3 protein-coding genes and 1 pseudogene are annotated in these 3,883 nt (G+C 44.5%); 2 read left to right on the plus strand and 2 right to left on the minus strand.

What is annotated here, in order from left to right; translation table 11 throughout:
- Nucleotides 1–195: pseudogene (locus tag KDK67_RS13710) on the plus strand (site-2 protease family protein); the annotation flags it as partial.
- Nucleotides 196–205: 10 nt separating this feature from the next.
- Nucleotides 206–1,312, plus strand: coding sequence for a TIGR04013 family B12-binding domain/radical SAM domain-containing protein (locus KDK67_RS13715; RefSeq protein WP_250869416.1), 1,107 nt, complete (start codon nt 206–208; stop codon nt 1,310–1,312).
- Nucleotides 1,313–1,314: 2 nt separating this feature from the next.
- Here KDK67_RS13715 and KDK67_RS13720 read toward each other — a convergent pair whose 3' ends face one another.
- Complete coding sequence (locus KDK67_RS13720) at nt 1,315–2,004, minus strand: YkgJ family cysteine cluster protein (RefSeq protein WP_250869417.1); 690 nt, start codon at nt 2,002–2,004, stop codon at nt 1,315–1,317.
- 266 nt (nt 2,005–2,270) lie between these two features.
- Nucleotides 2,271–3,883, minus strand: a 1,613-nt coding sequence (gene uvrC, locus KDK67_RS13725; protein WP_250869418.1) for an excinuclease ABC subunit UvrC, incomplete at its 5' end; no start/stop codon positions are given.

Raw genomic sequence — 3,883 nt, forward strand, 5'->3', positions numbered from 1 at the left:
TTCGTACTTCAGCAAAATGGCGGTATCTGGATGTTCTGGTCTATCTTCCTTCTGCTTTTTGCACTGGCAGGTCATCCAAGAACCTTAAATGATGATATTAAGCTTGACAACAGGAGAATGGCATTGGGGATCGGGACTTTCATAATTGGTCTGCTATGTTTTACTCTAGTGCCTTTTACACTGGTAATTACTTGAGGTTAAAAAAATGGATATATGTTTCAGGCTGATGCAGAAGAACACTTACAGCCTTGCAGCACTTCTCCCCCTTATTCCCGAAGGAAAGCTTGTAAAAGAGATACATGAGGGCATCATGATCTATAGCTTTGCCACCAAACAAAAAGAAAATGTGTTTGCAGAGGTCGATTCCCGCGCAGCTGGTACTATCTGTATAGCAGGTGGTCCGCATCCTTCAGGTTCGGTCGAAGAGACTCTGGAGCATTTCGATTTTGTTGTTATCGGGGAAGGCGAAGAGACACTTCCTCATCTTGTAAATACTCTCCTTGAAGGCGGGGATGTCTCAAAGGTCAAAGGAATCGGATACAAATGCAATGGGAAGGTCGTGCTTACAGGAAAGCGTGACCATGTGGACCTTGATGATTATCCGTGCTTCGATCCGGAAGGTATTCGTTCCCCTATAGAGATAAGCAGGGGTTGTCCGTGGAATTGCAAATACTGTCAGACGCCCCGCATATTTGGGCATGAGATGCGACATCGAAGCATCGATTCCATTGTCAGTTTCGCTAAATATTACAACGACCTGCGCTTTACTTCCTCAAATGCATTTGCTTATGGCGGCAATGGTATTCAGCCAAGGTTCGACAAGGTAGAAGCTCTGCTTTCAAAGTTGAGTTCCATTGAAGGCAAGAATATCTTTTTTGGCACATTCCCTTCCGAAGTACGTCCTGAATTTGTCACCCATGAAGGGCTGGACCTTATCGATAAGTACTGTAGTAACAGAACAATAAGTCTGGGTGCTCAATCCGGCAGTGACAGTATGTTGAAAGAAATGTTAAGGGGACACACGTCCGAAGATGTCAATATCGCTGTTGAACGGTGTTTTGAGCATGAGATCATACCGGTAGTGGACTTTATCTTCGGTTTTCCCAATGAGACCGAAGAAGACCAGCAAAGAACACTTGCCCAGATCAAATGGATCAGCAAAAAGGGTGGAAAAGTGCGAGCCCATTATCTTTCCCCTTTACCTTCAACACCTTACGAGAACATCGTTCCCTCACCTATCAGTGATCCTGTTAATCGGGTGCTGGGTAAAATGGCAAGGGATGGTAAGCTCAACGGTAACTGGAATGAGTGATCTCATTCCTCTTTTGAGATGCGGCAAAGCTCCAATCCGTTGTTGTGGAATACGTAAACTACTATCTCTTTTCCTTTTTCAAAGGCTCGCATCTGGCGGTCATAGACAGATTTGACATGCCTTGATCCATTCTCTTTGAAATGTTCCTTTACTTTTTTAAAGAAAGCTATCTGCTGCTCAAGGTATGCCTCTTCGTAGCTTTTAATATCAGATGTTATCACTTTCGCATCTTCATCCGTGATCTCACTATGGTAACATCCATGCTGGTCCAGACCGGATATCTGCCGCCAGTCCAGGTTGCCTTCTTCATCTGTCTCCCGGTGGAGCATGTACGGATAAAGGCTGCATATGGTAGGCCTCTTGTCATAGATGGTACACCTATTGTTCTCGAGAAGAACGCAACTTCCATCCTCTTTTGTTCTCAGTGAGTATCCGGAAACATAAAAATTCCCTTTCTGGTCACAGAACTCATAGTATGGTGCAGGGGTGATAAGGGATGCATCTATCTGTTTCATTGCTTCCACATCTTTTTCCAGCAGGAAAACATGGTCGTTGAACTGTCTTGTGCAGCACATCCCGCACAGATCGCACTCGAACCCGACCTCCTTTATTATCTCAATAAGCTTTTCATCGGGATATTTTTTCAACGCTTTGAGCTCTTTTTCCGTTTCCCTTATCATTTCGTCTATCATTTTAAAGTTCCTCACCTGCTTGTTACCATGAGTTTGTTCTTTGAACGCTGTGTTCCTTAATCTTAATTATGGTATTTTCCTTTATCAAAGTTTCATGTCAGAATATCGTTCTCTCACTTTTTTTGTTGCAAACGGATGCCAGTTTCTGCATCATATTCAAATTGTGGAGCAAATGCATGTATGTACATTGATGCATCACCATCTCTAAAAAAAGCAGGCAATTTTTACGATACAATGTCGCATCTCGCAGCAATAAATGATCAAATTTACTGGTTTGCAACTCTCTCTTTATTAAAATGAGCAACGATCTTTTCGGCAAGTCCTTTACTGATGCCATCCACTGCAGTAAGTTCCTCAACGGATGCATGGCGTATCTGCTCAATGGAACTGAAATGGTTCAACAATGCCTTTTTTCTTGAGGCTCCGACTCCCGGAATAGTGTCCAGTTCTGAGTGGGAGAGCCTTGCAGTGCGTCTTCTTCTGTGGGATGATACAGCGAACCTGTGGCTCTCATCCCTTACACGCATGAGCACTTTGAGTGCTTCGGATGTGTGGGGTAATATTACAACCTCATCGGTGTCATCCTTTGGTACGATGATATGCTCGAATCGTTTTGCAAGTCCTACAAGCGGGATGTCGAGTTGCAGTTCCTTTAAAGAGCCCATGGCAGCACTGACCTGTCCGGGACCTCCGTCTATGAGGATGAGGTCCGGAAGTTTATCTTTCTCGGCTTTTTGCCGCGTATACCTGCGTTTTACTACTTCTGCCATCATGGCAAAATCATCTATTCCCTTTACCGTTTTTATGTTGAAATGCCTGTATTTGCTATTTGCAGGTATGCCGTTCTCAAAGACCACCATTGAACCAACAGCATCAGTGCCTGATATGTTCGAAATGTCAAAGCCTTCGATGTGTGCAGGCAATGTGGACAGTGCAAGAGCTTCCTTTAGTTGTACCATTGCTTGCAGTGCCTGTTCCTTATCACTATGCTTAAGATGTGCCTGCTCCATGGTCATTTGGGCATTTTGCTCGGCCATTTCCATCAATCTTTTCTTGTTACCCCTTTGAGGTACCTGTATTTGTACACTTCTCGCTGCTTTTTCGGAAAGCCATTTGATTACGAGTTCCTTTTCGGGTATCGGGTGTTGTACAAGTATCTCAGGTGGTACAGGGGCATCCTGATAGTATTGCTTTATGAATTCCTCTGTGACACGGGCTATATTGCCGGTGGCATCTCCCCACGAAAGGGATAGATCGGCTTTACCTACCATGTTGCCATCCCTGATGTAGAAGATCTGTACGAAAACGGTCTCATCGTCAGAGGCAGTTGCAATTATATCGCTGTCATCATTTCCCGCAGTGGCTGTCTGCTGCTGGGAAAGGCTTTTCAGAGCATCTATCTGGTCACGTATCGCAGCAGCACTCTCATATTCCTGTGTAATAGCATGGGTGTTCATCTTTTCCTGAAGCTCTTTTATTATGCCGGATGTCTCACCCTTAAAGAACTTCACCGCTTCCATCACATTATTGCGATATTCTTCAGGGGAGATCGAGCCATTGCATGGGGCATAACATCGATCGATATGATAGTTCAGGCATGGCCTTTTTCCTTTGCCGTCTATTCTACGGTTGCATCTTTTTATCCTGAATATCTGTGAGATCATCTCAAGGGTCTGTTTGACAGGTTTCACATTCGTATAAGGGCCAAAATAGAGGGCGCCGTCTATAAGCCTGCGGCGAGTTATGAATATCTTGGGAAATTTTGTATTGACAGTGACCTTCACGTAAGGATAACGCTTGTCATCCTTCAGGGCGATGTTGTAATGCGGCCTGTTCTTCTTCACCAGATTAGCTTCGAGTATCAGTGCAGCGACCTCAG

The organism is Methanococcoides seepicolus (assembly GCF_023684405.1).
Lineage (GTDB): Archaea > Halobacteriota > Methanosarcinia > Methanosarcinales > Methanosarcinaceae > Methanococcoides > Methanococcoides seepicolus.

Coding starts and splice junctions, on each gene's coding strand:
- KDK67_RS13715 (WP_250869416.1), top strand. CDS start 206: ATGGATATATGTTTCAGGCTGATGCAGAAGAACACTTACAGCCTTGCA.
- KDK67_RS13720 (WP_250869417.1), bottom strand. CDS start 2,004: ATGATAGACGAAATGATAAGGGAAACGGAAAAAGAGCTCAAAGCGTTG.